The organism is Aquibium sp. ELW1220 (genome assembly GCF_030398385.1).
In the GTDB taxonomy this organism is placed as follows: domain Bacteria; phylum Pseudomonadota; class Alphaproteobacteria; order Rhizobiales; family Rhizobiaceae; genus Aquibium.
Genome location: NZ_JAOAOQ010000041.1, coordinates 1 through 20,177, shown reverse-complemented (window position 1 = coordinate 20,177; position 20,177 = coordinate 1). Strand labels below are relative to the sequence as shown.

The 20,177-nt window shown below is 67.7% G+C and carries 21 protein-coding genes and 1 pseudogene; 13 read left to right on the top strand and 9 right to left on the bottom strand.

Going from position 1 to position 20,177, the window contains the following annotated elements; genetic code table 11:
• Positions 1-46: 46 nt before the first annotated feature.
• The 4 genes from N1F91_RS25330 (at position 47) to N1F91_RS25315 (ending at position 3,079) form a co-directional block, all read left to right on the top strand.
• Positions 47-799 carry an SDR family oxidoreductase gene (locus tag N1F91_RS25330; RefSeq protein ID WP_289996298.1) on the top strand — a complete coding sequence of 251 codons (753 nt, stop codon included), beginning with the start codon at positions 47-49 and terminating at the stop codon, positions 797-799.
• A gap of 2 nt (positions 800-801) precedes the next feature.
• Positions 802-1,275: a nuclear transport factor 2 family protein gene (locus N1F91_RS25325; protein WP_289996297.1), complete on the top strand. Its 474-nt coding sequence runs from the start codon at positions 802-804 to the stop codon at positions 1,273-1,275.
• 59 nt (positions 1,276-1,334) lie between these two features.
• Positions 1,335-2,207 (top strand): SDR family oxidoreductase, encoded by an 873-nt coding sequence (locus N1F91_RS25320; protein ID WP_289996296.1) that lies wholly within the window; start codon positions 1,335-1,337, stop codon positions 2,205-2,207.
• Positions 2,208-2,317: 110 nt separating this feature from the next.
• Positions 2,318-3,079 carry a TetR/AcrR family transcriptional regulator gene (locus N1F91_RS25315; protein WP_289996295.1) on the top strand — a complete coding sequence of 254 codons (762 nt, stop codon included), beginning with the start codon at positions 2,318-2,320 and terminating at the stop codon, positions 3,077-3,079.
• A 16-nt stretch (positions 3,080-3,095) separates the two neighbouring features.
• Here N1F91_RS25315 and N1F91_RS25310 read toward each other — a convergent pair whose 3' ends face one another.
• The 9 genes from N1F91_RS25310 to N1F91_RS25270 form a co-directional block, all read right to left on the bottom strand.
• A complete protein-coding gene (locus N1F91_RS25310; RefSeq protein ID WP_289996337.1) occupies positions 3,096-3,671 on the bottom strand; it encodes a VOC family protein in 576 nt (191 codons plus the stop codon).
• A gap of 2 nt (positions 3,672-3,673) precedes the next feature.
• Positions 3,674-4,879, bottom strand: coding sequence for an acetyl-CoA C-acyltransferase (locus tag N1F91_RS25305; RefSeq protein WP_289996293.1), 1,206 nt, complete (start codon positions 4,877-4,879; stop codon positions 3,674-3,676).
• Between the two features lie 84 nt (positions 4,880-4,963).
• A complete protein-coding gene (locus tag N1F91_RS25300; RefSeq protein WP_289996292.1) occupies positions 4,964-5,746 on the bottom strand; it encodes an SDR family oxidoreductase in 783 nt (260 codons plus the stop codon).
• Positions 5,743-6,819, bottom strand: coding sequence for a phosphotransferase family protein (locus N1F91_RS25295; protein WP_289996290.1), 1,077 nt, complete (start codon positions 6,817-6,819; stop codon positions 5,743-5,745). The genes N1F91_RS25300 and N1F91_RS25295 overlap by 4 nt, the downstream gene beginning before the upstream one ends.
• A gap of 9 nt (positions 6,820-6,828) precedes the next feature.
• On the bottom strand, positions 6,829-8,034 hold the full coding sequence (locus N1F91_RS25290) for an acyl-CoA dehydrogenase family protein (protein WP_289996286.1): 1,206 nt from the start codon (positions 8,032-8,034) through the stop codon (positions 6,829-6,831).
• Between the two features lies 1 nt (position 8,035).
• A complete protein-coding gene (locus N1F91_RS25285) occupies positions 8,036-8,827 on the bottom strand; it encodes a ketoacid CoA transferase (RefSeq protein WP_289996284.1) in 792 nt (263 codons plus the stop codon).
• Positions 8,828-8,840: 13 nt separating this feature from the next.
• Positions 8,841-9,719, bottom strand: coding sequence for a CoA-transferase (locus N1F91_RS25280; RefSeq protein ID WP_289996282.1), 879 nt, complete (start codon positions 9,717-9,719; stop codon positions 8,841-8,843).
• A 21-nt stretch (positions 9,720-9,740) separates the two neighbouring features.
• Positions 9,741-11,822 (bottom strand): 3-hydroxyacyl-CoA dehydrogenase NAD-binding domain-containing protein, encoded by a 2,082-nt coding sequence (locus N1F91_RS25275; protein ID WP_289996281.1) that lies wholly within the window; start codon positions 11,820-11,822, stop codon positions 9,741-9,743.
• Positions 11,819-12,835, bottom strand: a complete 1,017-nt coding sequence (locus N1F91_RS25270) for an NADPH:quinone oxidoreductase family protein (RefSeq protein ID WP_354670563.1) — start codon at positions 12,833-12,835, stop codon at positions 11,819-11,821. The genes N1F91_RS25275 and N1F91_RS25270 overlap by 4 nt, the downstream gene beginning before the upstream one ends.
• Positions 12,836-13,070: 235 nt before the next feature.
• On the opposite strand from N1F91_RS25270, the gene N1F91_RS25265 reads away from it, so the two are divergent.
• The 9 genes and pseudogenes from N1F91_RS25265 to N1F91_RS25230 all read left to right on the top strand — a co-directional run.
• Positions 13,071-14,258, top strand: a complete 1,188-nt coding sequence (locus N1F91_RS25265) for an ABC transporter substrate-binding protein (RefSeq protein ID WP_289996278.1) — start codon at positions 13,071-13,073, stop codon at positions 14,256-14,258.
• Positions 14,259-14,344: 86 nt separating this feature from the next.
• The gene (locus N1F91_RS25260; protein ID WP_289996275.1) at positions 14,345-14,635 is read left to right on the top strand and encodes a DUF1330 domain-containing protein; all 291 of its coding nucleotides are present in this window, start codon (positions 14,345-14,347) and stop codon (positions 14,633-14,635) included.
• A complete protein-coding gene (locus N1F91_RS25255) occupies positions 14,632-15,393 on the top strand; it encodes an ABC transporter ATP-binding protein (RefSeq protein WP_289996274.1) in 762 nt (253 codons plus the stop codon). The genes N1F91_RS25260 and N1F91_RS25255 overlap by 4 nt, the downstream gene beginning before the upstream one ends.
• Entirely contained in the window at positions 15,390-16,088 is a 699-nt protein-coding gene (locus N1F91_RS25250) for an ABC transporter ATP-binding protein (protein ID WP_289996273.1), read from the top strand. The genes N1F91_RS25255 and N1F91_RS25250 overlap by 4 nt, the downstream gene beginning before the upstream one ends.
• A 7-nt stretch (positions 16,089-16,095) precedes the next feature.
• Positions 16,096-17,001, top strand: a pseudogene (locus N1F91_RS31185) (branched-chain amino acid ABC transporter permease); the annotation flags it as partial.
• 27 nt (positions 17,002-17,028) lie between these two features.
• A complete protein-coding gene (locus N1F91_RS31180) occupies positions 17,029-18,036 on the top strand; it encodes a branched-chain amino acid ABC transporter permease (protein WP_354670562.1) in 1,008 nt (335 codons plus the stop codon).
• Positions 18,033-18,788: an SDR family NAD(P)-dependent oxidoreductase gene (locus N1F91_RS25240; protein ID WP_289996270.1), complete on the top strand. Its 756-nt coding sequence runs from the start codon at positions 18,033-18,035 to the stop codon at positions 18,786-18,788. The genes N1F91_RS31180 and N1F91_RS25240 overlap by 4 nt, the downstream gene beginning before the upstream one ends.
• Positions 18,785-19,582: an SDR family oxidoreductase gene (locus N1F91_RS25235; protein WP_289996268.1), complete on the top strand. Its 798-nt coding sequence runs from the start codon at positions 18,785-18,787 to the stop codon at positions 19,580-19,582. Before N1F91_RS25240 ends, N1F91_RS25235 begins: the two co-directional genes overlap by 4 nt.
• Before the next feature lie 93 nt (positions 19,583-19,675).
• A partial coding sequence (locus N1F91_RS25230) for an ISAs1 family transposase (RefSeq protein WP_289996267.1) occupies positions 19,676-20,177 on the top strand: 502 nt, incomplete at its 3' end.

Genomic DNA, 20,177 nt, shown 5'->3' with positions numbered 1-20,177 from the left:
CGGGAGCCGAAAGAGGCTGCCAACATGATGGCCTTAAGGAGATGCCATGGCCGGCCGATTCGACGACAGGGTAGCCCTCGTGACCGGCGCCGCAAGCGGCATTGGCCTCGCCACCGCCCTTCGTCTTCACGGCGAAGGTGCGCGCGTCATCGCGGCCGACCGCGACGAGGCGGGGCTCAAGGCGCTAGCCGACCGGATCTCAGGCCTCCGCACCCTCAATTATGACGCGGCGGATGGCGACGCTTCCGCGGCGATGGCGGCAAGAGCCACGGAGATGTTCGGTGGCCTGGATCACGTCGTGTGCAACGCCGGGATCTACCGCAGGGCGCACTTCAAGGACATTTCGGCGGAGGACTGGGCGACCATGCTTTCGGTCAACCTGACCAGCGTCTTCCGCATCGTGCAGGCGCTGGTGCCCGCGCTGCGCGAAAGCCGGGGCAGCTTGGTGACGCTGGCGTCCACGGCGGCCGTCCAGGGCATCGCCTATGCAGCGCACTACGCGGCCGCGAAGGCGGCGGTCGTCGCGCTGACGAAGTCGCTGGCGATCGAATACGCGTCCGCCGGCATCCGCTTCAACGCCGTCGCGCCGGGGCGGGTCAAGACGCCCATCGGCGCAGGGCTCGCGCCGCTGGGCGACCAGGACGACCGCCTGCTGACGCGTCCCGTCAAGCTCGTCGGGCGACCGGAAGGCGGCGAACCGGCGGAGATCGCGGGCGTCATCGCCTTTCTCCTGTCCGCGGACGCCAGCTTCGTGACCGGCAGTCTGGTCGTGGCAGACGGCGCGCAGAACCTTGGATGAGCATGGCGACGATCGAGGACCTGGAAAACCGCATTGCCGCGCTGGAGGATCGCCTGGCGATCCTCCAGCTCGTCGCCTCGTACGGTCCGGCCGTGGACAGCCTGGATCGGGACGGGGTCGGAGCGCTCTGGGCGGAGGACGGGCGCTACGATTTCGGCGGCGACCCGTTGCAAGGACGCGACGCAGTCGCTTCCCTGATCGACCTGGAGACCCACCGGAACTACGTCGGCCAGGGTTCGTCTCACATCCTGTCGCTGCCGCGCATCGAGATCGACGGCGACCGGGCCGTGGTGGTGAACTATTCGCAGGTGTTCGTGAGGGACCCTTCGTCGCCCCGGGCCGGCTGGCACGCCGACCGCTGCAGCGCCAACCGCTGGGAGCTGGTGAGGACGGCGGAGGGCTGGCGGGCGACCGCGCGCACGAATCGGCTGCTAGACGGTTCGCAACCGGCGCGCGACCTGCTTCGACGCGATTAGGTCGCCATCGTCCGAACGGGGTATGAAGCGCGCCCCCCGATGCCGCAATGTTCCGTCCCATGAAACGAATACTCGAAGGCAAGTCCATCGTCATCACAGGGGCCGGTGCGGGGCTGGGCGCCGCCTATGCGCGGCATGCGGCGCGGCTCGGCGCGCGCGTCGTCGTGAACGACGTCCGGGGGGAAGCGGCGGAAACGACGGCCGAAGCCATTCGCAGCGCGGGCGGCGAAGCGGTGGCGTCGGCCGGCAGCGTTGCGTCATGGGACTATTGCGGCGCCCTCGTCGATGCCTGCCTGACACGTTTCGGGCGGATCGACGGACTGGTCGCGAATGCCGGCATTCTCATGCACGGACGACTGGAGGAGATGCGGGAAGGCGAGCTGCGGGCCATGCTCGAGGTGAACACGCTGGGCACGGCGGCCTGCGCCAGTCATGCGGTGAAGGCGATGCTGAAGCAGGACGGACCGGCGGCCATCGTCAATGTCGCCTCCGGATCGCAGGCCGGCGACATCGCGATCGGCGGCTATGGAGCCAGCAAGGCGGCCGTCGCCTCGCTCACCTACACCTGGGCGATGGAACTGCGCGACACCAACGTGCGGGTCAACGCCGTGTCGCCGCTCGCGCATACCGCAATGGCGGAGACGAACATGAAGTTCCTTGCCCAGCAGTCGGCGAGCCGGGAGGTCGTCTACACGACGTTGCCGCAGGCCGACGTCAATGCACCCGTGATCGCCTTCCTGCTTTCGGATTCCTCGGTCGGGATCAATGGCCAGATCGTGCGCATCGCGGGCGACGAGCTCTCCTACGTCACTCATCCGATGATCGCCGAGCCCGTTCTGAAGGGCCGCTGGGACGACGGAAGCGTCGCCGCGGCCTTCCGCGATGCCTTGCTGTCGCGGCAGCACCGGCTGGGACTGACCTATGCGCGCTGATGCCGTTTCGGAAGCATGGGCAGGGGCTGCAAGTCGCGGCCATGGCTTGAAAGCCGCACGTGGCGCGGGGTATTGCGGACGGGCACCCTTCCGGCAGGCGAGAGGCTGACATGGCGCTGCGCAAGGTCGAGACTGAAGCAACGGCGCGCAGGACGAGCGGCCGGGCTGTGCTGGAGGATGAGCAACCGCGACCGCTCACCAATCCGCGCAAGGAACTGGTGCGCGACCAGTTGCTCGACATCGCCGCCAAGACCTTCGACGAGAAGGGCTATTCGCGGACTGGGATGGGCGATATCGCGCAGGCGCTGGGGCTCGGCCGTTCCGCCGTCTACCACTACTTCCGCAACAAGGAGGAGATCCTCGCCGCGCTGGTGGAGGCCGAGGCTTTGACGCCGTCGCACATGCTCGACGCGTTGAGCCAGGATCGCAGCATGAGCGCCAGCGAGCGGCTTCGCACGGCGGTGACCGACGGCATCGTGCGGCGGCTGTCTTCGGGGTCGCGGTTCCTGTTCTTCACCCGGCTCGAAGCCCAGATCCCGCCTCACATGAGCGCCCTGTACAACCAGAGCCGGCGCCACATCTACGATTTTTACGTCAATTGCATCCGCGACGGCATCGCCGCGGGCGAATTCAGGGACGTGGACCCCAAGATCGCGGCCTTCGCCGTGATCGGCGCGGCCAACTGGACATCGCGCTGGTATTCGCCGAATGGCCCGAAATCGCCGGCCGAGATCGCCGAGGTGATCGCCGACTTCGCCATGCAGGGCTTGCGCAGGATGGACGTTGCCGGCGCATCCGATCTTGCTGCGGTGCGCTCGACGATCGCGTCGCTGCGCGACAAGATCGATTCCCTGGAACAGTTGTTGCCCTGAGGACCGCATTCGGCTTTCAGTCGAAGGTGACGCCGCGGTCGGCCAGGAACGCCGCGTAGGTCTCGTAGCGGATCACCGGATCGCCTCCCCGCCATTGCGAGGTCAGCGTCCTGATCGCCTCGCGCGAACGGCGCCATTTCGGCGGCACGAGTTCCAGCATCGGACCGTAGAGCGACGGCGAGTCGTAATAGATGATCGGCAGGTCCTGCCCCTGCACCCTGATCTCGTATACAGGCCGGTACCCCGCCGCCTCCACCACGCGCGTCGCCTCGGCATGGTCGTGGACCCAGAAGCCGAGATGCTGCAATCCCTCCCGTCCGGCCGTCAGGAACTCCGTGTAGGGCGACGGCGCATCGTTGCGCTGTTCGATCAGTTCGACCTGCACGTCGCCCATGAAGCCGAAGGCAAGCTTGAGTTCGACCGACACGGCCTGCCCTCGCATCCAGGTGACGGGCGGCGGCTGGGACGTCCCATGCTCCATGCAGACGAATGGACCGACGCCGAACACGTCGATCCAGTGCCGCATCGCCGTCTCGACGTCGCGGACGACGAAGCCGAGCTGGGTTGCCGGACCGAGCAGCGGCGGACGCATGATCACGCGAATATCTCGAACAGGCCGGCAGCGCCCATGCCGCCGCCGACGCACATCGTCACAACGCCGTACTTCGCCCCGCGACGGCGGCCCTCGATCAGGATGTGCCCCGTGGTGCGCGCTCCGGTCATGCCGAAAGGATGTCCGACGGCGATGGCTCCGCCATCGACGTTCAGCTTATCGGGATCGATGCCGAGGGCATCGCGGCAGTAGAGCGCCTGGCTGGCGAAGGCTTCGTTGAGTTCCCACAGGTCGATGTCGTCAGCCGTCAGTCCAGCCTGCCTCAGGAGCTTCGGCACGGCGAGCACGGGACCGATGCCCATCTCCTCGGGCGCCACGCCCGCGACCGCCATGCCGCGATAGGCGCCGAGCGGCTTCAGGCCCCGTCGTGCGGCTTGCCCCGCCTCCATCAAGACCAGGGCCGCCGCGCCATCGGACAGTTGCGAGGCGTTGCCCGCCGTCACGTGTTCGCCGGTCTTGACCACTTCGCCATCCGCGAACACGGGCGCCAGCCTGGCGAGACCTTCGAGCGTGGTGTCGCCGCGGATGCCCTCGTCGGACGCCAGAGTGGCCTCCTCCGGCCTCTGCTCCTTCGTCTCCCGGTCGGTCACGAGCTTGATCGTCCTCAGGGGAACGACCTCGTCGTCGAAGCGGCCAGCCTCGAGCGCGCGCGCGGCGCGTTGCTGGCTGGCCAGCGAGAACTCGTCCTGCCTCTCGCGCGTCACGCCATACCTGCGCGCGACGATCTCGGCGGTCTCGATCATCGTCATGTACTCGTGCGGCCAATGCGCAAGGACGGCCCGCGAGCGGCTGCGGTAGCTGTTCTTGTGCTTGTTCTGGGTCAGGCTTATCGATTCGACGCCGCCCGCTACGGCGATTTCCATTCCGTCGAGGATGATCTGCTTGGCGGCCGTCGCGATGGCCATCAGGCCGGACGAACACATCCGGTCGATCGTCATGCCGGCCACGCTGGTCGGAAGGCCGGCGGCTGCGGCGGTGAGACGGCCGATGTTGTAGCCCTGCGTGCCCTGCTGCGCCGAGCAGCCGAGGACGATGTCCTCCACTTCGGCCGGGTCGACGCCGGCGCGCTCGATCGCGTGGCGGGCGACATGCCCGGACAGGACCGGCGCCTCGGTGTCGTTGAAGGCGCCGCGAAACGCCTTGGCGACGGGGGTGCGGGCCACGGATACGATGACGGCTTCGCGCAAGGGGAAGGCTCCTGCAGGTTTCGAAACCCGGAGGTTAGGGACGCGCTCCCGCCGCAACATCGTCCGGGCGGACTACGGTCCGGGTCAGATCGCGTAGCCTCCGTCGACGCAGATCACCTGCCCCGAAACGAAACCGGCGCGCGACGACGCCAGGAAGGTCACCGCCTCCGCCACGTCGATCGGCTTGCCGTTGCGCCGCAGGGGCGTGTTGCGGGCGGCGGCCGCCATGTACGTCTCGTCGATGTAGCCGAGCCGTGTCAGTTCGGGATGCTGGCCGGCCTCGATGATGCCCAGCGCCACGCCGTTGGCACGGATGCCGTAGCGGCCTTCCTCTTTCGCCAGTCCCTTCATCAGCGCGTTGACACCGGCTTTCGGCACGACGGAGAGGCCATCGGCCGCGGCGTAGCGGTAGTGCGCCGCGGTCTGAACCGCGACGATCGAGCCGCGCGTGGCGCGAAGCGCCGGCAGGCAGGCCCGCGCGACGTTGAAGAAGCCGAACGTGTCCTGCAGCAGGTGCTTCCTCATCAGCTCGGGTTCGACTTTCGAGAGATGGATGAGCGGAACCAGCGGGCCGGCGGCATAGACCAGCGTGTGAATGGCGCCGTGCTCCGCGATCACCGTCTCGACGAACGTGCGCACCGCTTCGGTCTGTTCGATGTCGAGCCGGTGCACGCTTGCGGCGCGGCCCTCGCCCCTCACCATCGAGGCGGCGAGCTTCGCCCGTTCCTCGTTGCCGAAATAGGTCAGCGCCACGTTGCAGCCGTCGCGCGCCAGGACACGGCAGATATCGGCGCCGACGCCCCCGGAACCGCCGATGACGACGGCCGCGCCGCTGAGCGGGTAGAGGGTGGAGACAGGTTCGGTCATCGGTCGCTCCGTTCTGCTCGTTGCGCGAAACCCAGCGCCAGTTCGGCGACGGGTGCCGCCAGGGCTCCGGCGGCGCGGGCATGCGGGCTGGAGGCGGTGCCGTCGACGACGCGCTTCATGATGCCCTGCCTGATGGCGGCGACGCGAAAGAGGCTGTAGGCGAGATAGGTGTTCCACTCGCGCGCGGTCGTTGCGGGCAAGCCCGTCGCCGCGAAGTATGCGGACCTGTAGCGGGGCTCCTCGGGTATCCCGAGCGCCCGCAGATCGCGGCCGCCGAGACCGCGGAACGGGTCCGGCGGCAGATGCCAGGTCAAGGTGTGATAGGCGAAGTCGGCGACCGGGTCGCCGAGCGTCGAGAGTTCCCAGTCGAGTACGGCCAGGATGCGCGGCTCGGTCGGATGGAAGATCACGTTGTCGAGCCGGTAGTCGCCGTGCAGCAACGCCGGCGCGCGCTCGGCCGGCATGTTTCGCGGCAGCCACTCGATCAGGCCGTCCATCGCCGGGATCGGCTGCGTCTCCGAGGCGCGATACTGCCTCGACCAGCGCGCGACCTGCCTGGCGAAGTAACTGCCGGGCCTGCCGAAATCGGCAAGGCCCAGCGCCTCGTGGTCGAGGGCGTGAAGCGCTGAGATCACGCGGCGCATTTCCGCGTAGATCTGGCCGCGGTCCGCCGCGGCCATGTCGGGCAGCGAGGGATCCCAGAAGCTGCGACCCGCGACATGCTCCATGACGTAGAACATGGCGCCAGTCAGGCTCTCGTCTTCGCAGAGCAAGTGCGCCGCCGGCACCGGAACGTCGCTGCCGCGCAGCGCCGATATGACCCGGTATTCACGATCGACAGCATGGGCCGACGGCAGCAGAACGCCGTCGGGCTTCTTGCGCAGCACCACCCCGCGGCCGTTGGCGAAGCTGACGAGCAGGGTGGGGTTCGACTGGCCGCCGCGGAAGCGGGCGAGACTCATCTCGCCTGCGCAGCCCGGGATCGTATCGCGCAGGAAGGCCGCCAGGCGGCGGACGTCGATCCGCCCGGCCTCGGAAAGCGGCTCGGTTCCGGCCAGGCTCCCGGCGTCCATCACGCGGGCTCAGCCATCGTACCGAGCCAGTTCGAGCCGGCCGATCTGGTTGCGGTGCACTTCATCGGGTCCGTCCGCGAAGCGCAGCTTGCGGGCGTGGGCATAGTAGTTGGCGAGCACGAAGTCGTCGGACAGGCCGGCCGCGCCGTGCGCCTGGATCGCCCAGTCGATGACCCGGCAGGCCATGTTGGGCGCGGCGACCTTGATCATGGCGATCTCGGCCTTCGCCGCCTTGTTGCCGACCGTGTCCATCATCCAGGCGGCCTTGAGGGTGAGGAGCCGCGCCTGGTCGATCAGGATGCGCGATTCGGCGATTCGCTCGAGCGTGACGGACTGCTCTGCGATGGCGCGCCCGAAGGCGACGCGCTTCTTCACGCGCCGGCACATCAGTTCGAGACACCGTTCGGCCAGTCCGATCAGCCGCATGCAATGGTGGATGCGTCCCGGACCGAGCCGACCCTGCGCGATCTCGAACCCCCGGCCCTCGCCGAGCAGCATGTTGTCCGCCGGCACCCGCACGTTCTCGAACAGGATTTCCATGTGGCCATGCGGGGCGTCGTCATAGCCGAACACGGTCAGCGGCCGCAGCACGGTGATGCCGGGCGTGTCGCGCGGGACGAGGATCATCGAATGGCGCCGGTGCTTCGGGACGTCTTCGCCGCCGGAGCGGCCGAGGAAGATCATCATCTCGCAGTTCTGGTCGCCGACGCCGGAGATCCACCATTTGCGGCCGTCGAGGACGTAGTGGTCGCCGTCGCGCCGGATGGTGGCGGCGATGTTGGTGGCGTCGGACGACGCGACGTCCGGCTCGGTCATCGCGAAGGCGGAACGGATCGATCCGTCGAGCAGGCCGGGCAGCCAACGCGCCTTCTGCTCCTCCGTACCATAGCGGATCAGCGTCTCCATGTTGCCCGTATCCGGCGCCGAGCAGTTGAAGACCTGGGACGAGAAGTGGACGCGCCCCATCACCTCGCAAAGCGGCGCGTACTCGACGTTGCTCAGCCCGGCGCCGTGCACCGGTTCCGGCAAGAACAGGTTCCACAGGCCCGCGGCCCGCGCCCTCGCCTTGAGGTCGTCCAGGATCGGCGGATGCCCCCACCGGTCGGCGGCGACCTGCTCGTGATAGAGGCGCTCGTTGGGATAGACGTGCTCGTCCATGAACGCCTGCAGGCGTCCGACCAGCTCGCGCGTGCGTTCGCCGTGGCCGAAGTCCATCTCAGGCCGCCCGCAGGCCGGGCGGGTTGCCCTTGATGACCGAGGCGCGGATCCCGGTCGGATCGAGCTTGCGGATGATCGCCAGCTGCTCCTCGGTCGGAGCCAGGCTGGTCCTGACGTCGTCGGCGCGGATCAACGGGAACCCGGTCTCGGCCTGCACCTCCTCGAAGGTCACGCCCGGATGCATCGCGATGACCCGCGCCCCATGGTCGGGACCGTTGAAGTCCATGACGCACAGGTTGGTCACCACGATGCCGATGTCGACGGGCAGCTTCCTGACGCCCGCCGGCCAGCGCTTGTCCGAGAAGCCGACCGAGGCCACCACGTCCACCTCGCCCTCGATGAAGGTGCGCCGGGTGTGCGAAGGCAGGAACATCGAATTCTTGTGGCAGACGGAATTGCCCGGAAACCCGCGTACGCCAAGCAGTTGGACCTTCGGCTTGCGCAGATCGCCGAGCGCGGCGATGTTGCCCTGGGCCCAGCGGTCGACCTGCACCGGGGTGACCATGGCATGGCGGCGGCCGGACCAGACGGAATCGAACACGCGTCCATAAGGCATCCAGCCCGAATGCCTGGGCTGGTAGCCGTTGCGCGGCCCGAGCGGGACCGGCTCTTCGACCAGATAGGCTTCCCCATCGGTCATGAGAAGCTCGGGCGCGAAGGTGAGCTTCGCCAGGCCGACCGCGATGCGCGGCAAGGGACCGATGCCGGTTGCCAGCAGTTCACCCCCGTCGCGGAACGCTTCCGCCGCGGCGACGATGACGAGTTCGGCGAGCGAAAATTCGGATGCCATGGTTCGCTCCCGGTCAGAAGGTGGGGATGGGCAGGTTGCGGATGCGGTCGGCGCCGCCGGCGCGGTCGGCGTAGGAGCTCTCGCCGCCCGCGACATACTTTTGGAAATAGGAGTTCCAGCCGCCCTCCGCGGCCGCGAGCGTCGCGTATTCCTTGAAGTGATCGACGTCCCAGCCATAAAGGTCGTGCGCCGTCGTAGGGTGTGCGCCGAGCGGGGCCTCGACCACGCCCGTCACGCAGTAGCGCGGGAAGAGGTTCGACGTCGCCGTCTCGGGGTGCGTATGATCGAGGCGGTCGAAGAGTTCCTCGGTCGTGACGTAGCAACGTTCGGCGGCGCCCGCGAAGAGCGCGTCGAAGAACGGGTCCGGGCCATCGGTCTGGGTGTTGCCGAGGCGGTCGGCGCGAGTGACGTGGATCAGCGCCACGTCGAGCTTGATCGCCGGCATGGCGAGCAGCGTCTCGCCGTCCTCGTAGGGCGACCGGACCGTCCGGAACTCGGGATTGATCGTGGTCACGTCCGAGCCGAGGCCGACCCGGGTCGGCAGGAAAGGCAGCCGATGGCCCGCCGCCTGAAGTCCGAGCAGGAGCAGGCCCTCGTCCAGTTCGCTCGCCTGGACGCCGCCGGTCTCGCGGGTCTTGCGGAAGAAAGGCTCGATCGGGATGAAGTCGAGCGACACGAAGCCATAGATCACGCGCCTCGCCTTGCCGGCCGCGCACAGCATCCCAACTTCCGGCCCGCCAAAGGCGACGATGGTCAGGTCCTTGAGATCAGACCGCAGGATCTCGCGCACCAGGGCCATCGGCTTGCGCCGCGGCCCCCAGCCGCCAAAACCGATCGTCATGCCGTCGCGCAACGACGCGACGACCTCATCGAGCTTCATCTGCTTGTTCATGGTCTCAGGTCCGTTCGCATTTCACTCAAATCTTCCGTCGTTCGCCGCGAGTTTCCGCACCAGGTCAGCGGGCGCGAAGAACGCGTCGCCGACCAGCCGCGCGTAGTGCTCCAGCCGTTCCAGCACATTCGGGAGGCCCATCTCCGAGGCCCAGAACATCGGCCCGCCGAGATGCGCGGGAAATCCGAGGCCGGTCGTCCAGATCACGTCGATGTCGGATGCGCGCTCCACCGCCCCCTCGTCCACCAGCTTCGCGCCCTCGTTGGCGAGGGCGAGCAGGCATCGCTCGAGCACTTCCTCGTCGGCGACGGAACGGGTCGCGATGCCGCGGCTGGCGCGGTGGGCGGCAAGCAGGTCGGCGACGGCCGGATCGTCCGTCGGGCGGCCGTCTTCGCCATAGGCGTAGTAGCCGCGGCCGTTCTTGCGGCCGAGCCGGCCAGCCGCGACCAGGGCCTCGGCGATGTCGGCGCCGCGCTCGCGCTCGCTCATCCCGTCGGCGCGGGCGGCGCGCGTCGCGACCATCAGGTCGAGCCCCGCCATGTCGGCCAGCGTGAACGGTCCGACCGGGAAGCCGAAGCCTGACAGGAGGCGGTCGACCTGCGCTGGACTGGCGCCTTCCTGGAGCAGGAACAGTGCCTCCCGGGTGCGCTTCGACAGCATCCGGTTGGCGACGAAGCCTTCGGAAGGACCGACGAGGACCGCCGTCTTGCCAAGACGCTTGCCGAACGCCATCAATGTGGCGAGGACGTCGGGCGCGGCGTCCTTCGTTCGCACGGTCTCGACCAGCTTCATGACGTTGGCCGGATTGAAGAAATGCATGCCGGCGAAGTTCGCCCGACGGGATGTCGCGCTCGCCAGGTCCGCGACGTCGAGATAGGACGTGTTGGTGACCAGGATGGCGCGATCGCCGATCACCTCGTCGATCGCGGCGATGACCTCGCGCTTGGCCGCCAGGGCCTCCGAGACGGTTTCAACGACGAGCCCGCAGCCGGAGAGCGCGGACATCGCGGTCGTCGCCACCAGGCGCGACAGCCGTTCCGCCCTTGCCTCCTCCGTCAGTGTTCCGCGCCGGACGAGGCCCTCGTAGTGCCTGCCGATCAGCCCGACCGCCGAATCGGGCGATGACAGGGCGCGGCCGACGAGAATGACCGGCAGCCCCGCATCGAGCATCGCGATGGCGATGCCGCGGCCCATGACGCCTGGACCCACGACGCCGACCTTGGCGACCGGCCGAGGCGCGGCGCCAGCCGGAATGGCGGCCGGCCGCGCCACCGCTCTCTCGGCGGCGAAGACATGGCGAAGTGCCCGCGATTGTGGCGAAGCGACGAGAGCGCGGCAGGCCTCGTGCTCCAGCGGGACGGCATCCGCGAAGGGCGTGGCGGACGCCATCACGAAGAGGTCGACCGCGCGCTGGGGAGCCTCGCGCCCACGAGCCTTCTTCGCCAGAGCTTTCCTGGCTTCGGCTTGCTCGGCCTCGCCGAACGGGGGAAAGGGTCTGCTGCTGGCCCTTGGAAGGGCATTCTCGCTGGCGAGCCTCATGACGACCGCGCAGGCCACATCGATCGGATCGCCGTCGGTGATCTCCTCCAGAAGCCCCAGTTCGACGGCCTTATCCGCTGTAAGCTCCCTGCCTTCCGCGATGACCTCCAGCGCGGCCGGCACACCCACGAGGCGCGGCAGACGCAGGATGCCGCCCGAACCCGGCAGAAGGCCGAGTTTCACTTCCGGCAGTCCGAGCTTCGCGCCCGGCGACGCGACCCGCGCATGCGAGGCGAGCGCGAGTTCCAGTCCTCCGCCGAGAGCCGAGCCATGAATGGCGGCGACGACCGGTTTCGGAAAGGCGTCAAGCCGCGCCACGATTCCGCCGAGCCGTGGCTCGCGCAGCGGCTGGCCGAATTCCGTGACGTCCGCGCCGGCGCTGAACATCCGCCCCTGCCCGGCAATGACGAGCCCCGCGATCGATACATCGCGCTCCGCCTCGTCCAGCGCCTCGCTCAGCCCGGTGCGCACGGCGTGCGAAAGCGCGTTGACCGGCGGATTGGCGAGATGCGCGACGAGGATGGAGCCGCGCCGGGAGGTGACGACCACCGGTGTCGAGGTCATTGCGCCGTCTCCCCTGCCGAGGCGGCCGTCGCGATGGCCGGCATCCGGATCACCACCTTTCCGGTCGCGCGCCGGTTCATCACGCTGTCAAGCGCCCGGTCGAAGTGTTCGAGCGGATGACTCTCCGAGACATGCGAACGCAGCCGTCCCTCGGCGTGCCATTCGAGCAGTTCCGCGACATTGATGGCCGCGCGATCCGGGTCGGTGCGGGCGAAGTTGCCCCACAGGACGCCGGTGACCGAGACCTGCCTCAGCAGCAACTGGTTGAACGCGACGCCGGGGATGTCGCCGCTGGCGAAGCCGATCACCAGATGGCGCCCGTTGACGGCCAGCGACTTGAATGCGGCCTCGCCCTGCCGGCCGCCGACCGGGTCATAGACGACGTCGACGCCGCGCCCGCCCGTCAACGCCTTCACCCGTTCGCGCAGGTCTTCCTTCGAATAGTCGATGCCCGATTCGGCGCCGAAGGCGCGGGCCAGTTCGAGTTTTCCGGGGCTCGACGCGGCGGCGATGACCCGCGCCCCCATCTCGCGGCCGATTTCGACAGCGGTGAGCCCGACCCCGCCCGCGGCGCCGAGCACCAGCAGCGTTTCGCCGTCGCGGAGCCCCGCGCGGTCCTTCAGGGCGTGGTGCGAGGTGGCGCTGGCGATCAGGAATGACGCCGCGTCGTCGAACGACATCCCGTCCGGCATCGGGAACACCCGCGATTCGTGGACCGCGACCATTTCGGCGTAGCCGCCGAATCCCGTGAAGGCGATGACCTTCTGCCCCGGCCGAAAGCGGGACACGGCGGCGCCGACACCGGTGACGGTGCCAGCCACCTCGCCACCCGGGGCGAAGGGAAAGGGAGGCTTCGTCTGGTACCGGCCCTCGGCCGCGAGGCCGTCGTAGTAGTTCACGCCGCACGCCGCGACGTGGATCGCGACCTCGTCCTCGGCCGCGTCGGGCGCGGGGACATCCTCGATCCGGAGGTCCGTCCAGGGACCAAATGCGTGACACAGAACCGCTTTCATCTCGACCTTCGGCGCCGTGAGGGCGCTCGTCCTGCTGATGCGGCAGAAGTGCCGGGAGGGGCATCGTCTGATTTGACTATTGGGAGCGGACCGTCCGGCCAGGCGCCATAGTCTGTTAGGACGATGACTGGAGGGGCCTGCCCGGCGAACGTCCGTCAGGCTGCGGCGAGAGCACCATCCCGACCGGGAGACGGCGCGGTTCTGGCCGGATGCCGGACAACCCGGGAGGAAATCAATGAAGAAGCTGCTGCTGGCGACCACCATTCTGACCACCGCGACATTCGCCGCGAACGCACAGGACAACGCCGTCAAGATCGGCGTGCTCAACGACCAGAGCAGTTCGTTCTCCGCGATCGGCGGCATCGAGACCGTCAGGGCCGTGGAACTCGCTATCAAGGACTTTGGCGGGCAGGTGCTGGGCAAGCCGATCGAACTTGTGTCGGCCGACCACCAGAACAAGCCCGACGTCGGCCTCGCCATCGCCCGCGAATGGTTCGAGCAGGACAATGTCGACGTGATCGCCGACATGGCGAACTCGGCGATCTCGCTCGGCGTCAACACTCTGATCGGCGAGAAGAAGAAGGTCGGCCTGTTCGTCTCGCCGCTGACCGACCGCCCGACCGAGGCCGACTGCAACGGCCACGTCGTGGCCTGGGCGTACGACGCGTATTCGACCGTCGGCACCACGGTGCAGGCGCTGCTCGGCGAAGGCCGCAAGAGCTTCTTCGTCCTGTCGCCGGACTACGAGGCCGGCAAGGTGCAGGAATCCTGGGTCGAGGCGGCGGTGACCGAGGGCGGCGGCGAGATCAAGGGCAAGATCCGTGCCCCGCTCGGCACGACGGACTTCTCCTCGTTCCTGCTCCAGGCTCAGTCCTCCGGCGCCGAGGCGATCATCATGAATCTGAACGGACCCGAACTCATCAACGCGATGAAGCAGGTCCAGGAGTTCGGCATCATCGAGGCCGGACAGAAGATCGCGGTGACCTTCCTGCACCAGGCCGACGCACGGTCGATCGGCGTCGAGGCACTGAAGGGCGTGCGCGCCTCGACCCCGTGGTTCTGGAAGAAGGACGCGGAATCGGAGGCGTTCGGCCGGCGCATGATGGAGATCACCGGCAACGCGCCGGGCTGGATCGCCGCCGGCACCTACTCGGCAGTGACCAACTACCTGAAGGCGGTGGAGAAGGCCGGCACCGACGAGTCCGAAGCGGTGCTCAAGGCGTTGCGCGGGATCGAGATCAAGGACTTCTTCGTGCAGAACGGAACGCTCTACCCGAACGGCCGCCTGGTCCACGACATGTACCTGCTCGAGGTCAACGCGCCGGCGGACGTCAAGGAGAAGGACGACCTGTTCAAGCTGATCGCCACAGTGCCGGCGGACAAGGCATTCAAGCCCTACTCCGAGAGTGCCTGCAAGCTCTAGCGGCGTCCTTCGATCCTCCGCCGAGCGGTCGCCGCCTGCGTGGCGACCGCTCGTGCATTCCCATATCGCACGGAGGAACGTCCGTCTTGCGTGGCTATGTTATATTCGAACTCGAGATCACCGACCCCGACGCGTGGGCCGAATACCGGCGGGTTGCCGGGCCGCTGATGGATGCGGCCGGGGGAAGGCTCGTGGTCCGCAGCGACCGGATCGAGCCGCTGGAGGGCGGCTGGAACCCCATCGGCATCTCGGTGGTCGAGTTCCCGAGCTTCGAAGCCGCTCACGACTACTATCATTCGGAGGCCTACCAGGCGACGGTGCCGTTGCGGGAGAAGGCGTCGCGAGGCCGCGGCATTCTGGTGGGCAGCGACACATGACGACGCCAGCGGGGGACAACATCATCGAGGCGCGCGGCCTCACCAAGCGCTTTCACGGCTTCTCGGCGGTGTCGGGCGTTGACCTCGACGTGCGCCGGCATTCGATCCATGCGCTGATCGGCCCGAACGGCGCCGGCAAGACCACCTTCTTCAACCTCATCACCAAAGTCCTCCAGCCCAGCGAGGGCACGATCCGGTTCAACGGCGAGGACATCACCGACGAGAGCCCCGCCCGCGTGGCGCGGCGCGGCATCGTGCGGTCCTTCCAGATCTCGGCGATCTTTCCACGCATGACGGTCGCGGAGAACGTGCGTATCGCATTGCAGCGGCCAACCGGCGTCTCGTTCCGCTTCTGGCAAAGCGAGCGGACGCTGTCCCTGCTCGAATCGAGGGTGGACGAGTTGCTCGATGCCGTCGGGCTGCTGCCGCTGCGCGACCAGACGGCGGCCGGGCTGCCCTACGGACGCAAGCGCGCCCTGGAACTGGCGACGACGCTCGCCCTGGAGCCGGAGCTTCTGTTGCTCGACGAACCCACATCCGGCCTGGGCGGCGAGGATGTCGAGCGGATTTCCGCACTCATACGCCAGGTCGCGGCCAACCGCACGATCCTCATGGTGGAGCACAATCTCTCGGTGGTCGCGCGGCTCGCCGACAAGATCACGGTCCTGGCACGCGGCAAGGTACTGGCCGAGGGTCCCTATTCGGACGTGTCGACCGACCCTCGCGTGATCGAAGCCTATATCGGAGGCGACGAATGAGCGGCCTGAGCGTACGCGATCTGCAGGGCTGGTACGGCGAGAGCCAGGCGTTGCACGGCATGAACTTCGAAGTCGCGCGCGGCGAGGTGGTGACGCTTCTCGGCCGCAACGGCGCGGGAAAGACGACGACGCTGCGCGCCATCATGGGCTTGCTGCGGAAACGCTCCGGGGAAGTCCGCTTCGGCGGCGAGAACCTGATCGGGCGCATGCCGGAGTACATCGCCCGCCGGGGTATCGCCTATTGCCCCGAGGAACGAGGCATCTTCGCCAGCCTGACTGTCGAGGAAAACCTGTTCCTGCCGCCGGTCGTGGCGGAAGGCGGCATGGCGCTGGACGACATCTACACGCTGTTTCCCAACATCGCCGAGCGACGCAACAGCCAGGGAACCAAGCTTTCCGGCGGCGAGCAGCAGATGCTCGCGATCGCGCGGATCCTGCGAACCGGTGCGACGCTGCTGCTGCTCGACGAGCCGACGGAGGGTCTCGCCCCCGTCATCGTGCAGCAGATCGGCACGGTGATCCGCAAGCTCAAGGAGCGCGGCTTCACCGTGCTGCTCGTCGAGCAGAACGTGCGCTTCGCCTCCAGGCTCGCCGACCGTCACTACGTGGTGGAGCATGGCACCGTGATCGACACGCTGACGGCGGCCGATGTCGCGGGCGACTTCGAGCGCATCCAGAATTACCTGAAGGTGTGAGCCGGCCATGATGACGCTCCTCGGCATTTCTCCGCAGCTGCTGTTCGGACAGGTCCTGATCGGCCTCATCAACGGCGTGTTCTATGCCATGATGAGCCTCGGCGTGGCGATCATCTTCGGCATGCTGCGCATCGGCAATTTCGTGCACGGCGCGCAATACATGCTGGGCGCGTTCGGCGCCTGGTACCTGATGCACCTGCCGGACCTGTTTCCCGGCCTCGGCCTCCCGTCGCTCGGCTACTGGTGGGCGCTGATCCTGGTACCGCTGGCCGTAGGCGCGATCGGCGCGATCATGGAGCGCCTGTTCATCCGCCGGGTCTACGACCTCGAACACGCCTACGGCCTCCTGCTCACCGTCGGCCTGGCGATGGTCATCGAAGGACTTTTCAACGTGGGGTACGGCGCAGCCGGCCAGCAATACGACATCCCCGGTTCACTCCGGGGGGGCGTCAATCTCGGCTTCATGTTCCTGCCCAACTACCGGCTCTGGGTCATCGTGGCCGGCATCTCGGTCTGCATCGCGACCTGGTACACGATCGAGCGCACCAGGCTCGGCGCCTACCTGCGCGCCGCGACCGAAAACCCGGACCTCGTCCGCGCCTTCGGCATCAACGTGCCGCGCATGCTGATGCTGACCTACGCCTTCGGCGTCGGGCTGGCGGGTCTGGCAGGCGTCATGGCGGCGCCGATCTACCAGGTCAGCCCGCAGATGGGCCAGTCGATCATCATCACCATCTTCGCGGTCGTGGTCATCGGCGGCATGGGATCGATCTCGGGCGCGATCTTCACCGGGCTGATGCTGGGCATGATCGAAGGGCTGACCAAGGTGTTCTGGCCACAGGCGTCGACCACTGTCATCTTCGTCATCATGGCGATCGTGCTGGTGTTCCGACCCGCGGGCCTGTTCGGCAAGGAGACGGTCGCCGCACACGCCGCCGACATGTCGACGGCACGGCCCGACGGCATCCTTGAAAACGGCCGCCTGTGGCTCGTCATCCTCGGCATCGGCGGTGCGGTCCTGCCATTCCTGGTCTATCCGGTCTTCGGCATGAAGATCCTGTGCCTGGCCCTTTTCGCCTGTGCCTACAACCTGATCTTCGGCTATGTCGGACTGCTCGCCTTCGGCCACGCCGCGTTCTACGGCTCTTCCGCCTACGTCGCCGCCTATACGGCCGCATCGTGGGGATTCCCGACGGAACTCGCGATCCTGTCGGGCGTCGCCATGGCGACCCTGATCGGGGCGCTGTTCGGCTGGCTGGCGATCCGCCGGCAGGGCCTTTACTTCGCGATGATCACGCTTGCGTTGGCACAGCTGGTCTATTTCTACGCGATCCAGGCTCCCTGGACCCATGGCGAGGACGGCATCCAGTCGGTTCCGCGCGGCTATCTGTTCGGCTTCATCGACCTTAGCCAGCCCTTGAACATGTACTATTTCGTGCTGACCGTCTTCCTGATCGGCTTTGCCGCTATCTACCGGATCGTCCGTTCGCCGTTCGGGCAGGTTCTGAAGTCGATCCGCGAAAACGAGCCACGCGCCGTCTCGCTCGGCTACTCCACCGACCGGTTCAAGCTGATCGCCTTCACGCTGTCGGCGATGCTGGCCGGCCTGGCAGGGGGCACCAAGGCGATCGTCTTCCAGATCGCCTCGCTGGCCGACCTCTACTTCATGACCTCGGCCGATGCGCTGCTGATGACCCTGATCGGTGGCGTCGGCACGTTGCTCGGTCCGGTCGTCGGCGCCGTCATCGTGGTGACGATGCAGAAGGAGTTCGCGACCCTCGGATCGTGGGTCATCGTCGTGCAAGGGTCCGCGTTCGTGCTGTGCGTGCTCTTCCTGCGCAAGGGCGTGGTCGGCACACTGGAGGACTGGCTGGCGGCACGCGCCGAGCGCAGGCGCATCGCCTCCGGCGGCGCTCCTGCCCCCGTGGCGAAGGGAGTGCACTCGTGAGCCGTCCCCTGGCGGTCGTCATCGGCGCGGGACCCGGCCTCGGCATCGCGCTCATCCGCCGTTTCGCGAAAGGCGGAATGACCGTCGGCTTCATGGCACGGCGCACCGACGCCGTAGCGGCCTATCAGCGCGAACTGGACGCCGAGGGACTGGAGACGAGGGGCTTCGTCGCCGATGCCGGCGATCCGGCGGCGGTCTCGGCCGCGCTCGCGGACCTGTCCGTGACGAATGGCGACCCCGAGGTGCTCATCTACAATGCCGCGATCATCGAGCCGTCGCGCTTCGTGACGCGTTCCGGCATATCGGAGGCCCAGTATTCCAGCGCTCGCGGCTGGAAGGCGCGCGGCGAGCCCGTCGACTTCAACTATCTGATGGACAGCTTCCGCTCGAACGTGGCGGGCGCGCACCACGCCGCCCGAGAGGTCGCACCGGCGATGATCGCGCGCGGTCGTGGCACCATACTGCTCACCGGCGGCGTGCTCGCCTTCGGCCCCTGGATCGAATGGGGCGTGACGTCCCTCGGCAAGGCGGCGCTGCGTTCGCTCGGGCACTCGCTCTTCAGGGAACTCACGCCGCACGGCGTGCAGGTCGCGACGGTCGCGATCCACGGCACGATGGCCAGGGACACGCCCTACGATCACGATCGCGTGGCGGACGCCTACTGGCGGGTTCATCTGCGGCCGAGGGACGAATGGGAGCCAGACTTTCACTTCAAGCCGCACCAGGACGATGGCAAGGATCCCGACGCATGACGCAGCCGATCGACTTTTCCGGGCGCAAGGCACTGGTCACGGGCGGTGCCAGCGGCATCGGCGAAGTGACGGCGAAGCTCCTGGCCGAGCTGGGCGCGACGGTTGCGCTCGCGGACATCAACGGCAATGCTCTGCCCCCTGCGCGGGAGCGCACGGGCGCGCACGCCACGGTCGTCGGCGATGTCGCCGTGGAGGCGGATGCGGAGCGCATCGTTGCCGAATCCGCGCACGCGCTCGGTGGCCTCGACCTCCTGTTCAACTCGGCCGGCATCGGCGACGATCTGGTGCCGCTGCACGAGCAGTCGACCGAACGCTGGCGGCGCGTTTTCGACGTTAACTTCTGGGGCACTCTGCTCGTCGCGCGCGCGGCCGGACGGACCATGATCGCGCAGAGCCGGGGTGCGATCGTCAACGTGTCGTCCATCGTCGGACTCGACGCCTTTCCGGGCCGGTCGGCCTACGGCGTCGCCAAGGCGGGCATCGGTCACCTGACCAGGACGCTGGCCTGCGAATGGGGCCATCACGGCATCCGCGTCAACGCCATTGCGCCAGCCTACACGAAGACGCCGATGGTCCGCGACCTGCTCGAACGGAACATCTTCGATCCCGGCATGATCGAGCGTCGCACGCCGCTCGGCCGGATGGCCGAGACCGAGGAGATGGCGAAGGCGGCGGCTTTCCTGCTGTCGGACTGGGCGAGCTACATCACCGGCGTGGTCCTGCCGGTGGATGGCGGATGGACCGCCTATGGCGCTGCGGGCGACGTCGTGAAGATCAGGCACGGAGACGGCTGACCGTTACCCCTAGGGGAATCGCATTTGAGAAATAGGACTGGCGTGGAGGTTTGATCTGGATTCTTTGGATGGCTCCGTTTTTGGAGTTTTCGGATGCCTTCCCTGATCACGATCTTCCGCGACATTCCCGACCCGCGCAGTGGCAATGCGCAGCGCCACGAGCTGCTGGACATTCTGACGATTGCGCTCGTCGCCTCGGTTTGCGGGGCGGANGAGAATGGCTTGCCTAGCCACGACACTTTCAGCCGGGTGTTCCGCCTGCTCGATCCGGCGGCCTTCGGGCGCGCCTTCGAGGCGTTCCTGGGTGACCTCGGCGCGGCCGGCGGCGGAGTGCTGGCAATCGATGGCAAGACGCTCCGGCGATCCTTCGATCGCGCGGCCGGACGCTCGGCGCTGCATGTGGTGACCGCCTTCGGGGCGGACGCGCGGCTGAGCATCGGCCAGCGCGCCGTCGCGCCGGGGGAAAACGAGATCACAGCCGCCCGGGCTCTGCTCGAGACACTGGCGCTCGACGGCGCGCTGGTGACGGGCGATGCCATCCATGCCCAGGCCGAGACGGCGCAACTCGTCCTCGACCGTGGCGGCGATTACCTGT